The organism is Cryobacterium sp. 10I1 (genome assembly GCF_035019805.1).
Lineage (GTDB): Bacteria > Actinomycetota > Actinomycetes > Actinomycetales > Microbacteriaceae > Cryobacterium > Cryobacterium glucosi.
The window spans coordinates 1-229 of sequence record NZ_JASJVF010000706.1 but is presented as its reverse complement, the minus strand read 5'-3'; the positions used below and the strand labels follow the sequence as shown (position 1 = coordinate 229).

Here is a 229-nt window from a genome sequence, read left to right as displayed (position 1 = left end):
CACCCAGTCGTCGCCCTCGCGCCTGGCGGTCGTTCGCATCGCGGCGGGGTCGCTGCCGCCGGTCGGTTCGGTGAGGGCGAAGCAGCCGATGAGGGAGCCGGCGGCCATGCCGGGCAGCCAGCGCTGCTTCTGGTCCTCAGTCCCGTACTTGTGGATCGCCGACATGGCGAGCGAGCCCTGCACAGAGACCAGGGTGCGCCAGCCGCTGTCGGCGGCCTCGAGTTCGAGG

Annotated in this window: 1 protein-coding gene; it reads right to left on the bottom strand. The window is 72.1% G+C overall.

Features of this window, described 5'->3' with window-relative positions; translation table 11 throughout:
• A partial coding sequence (locus QN345_RS20435; protein WP_323509283.1) for an acyl-CoA dehydrogenase family protein occupies positions 1-229 on the bottom strand: 229 nt, incomplete at both ends.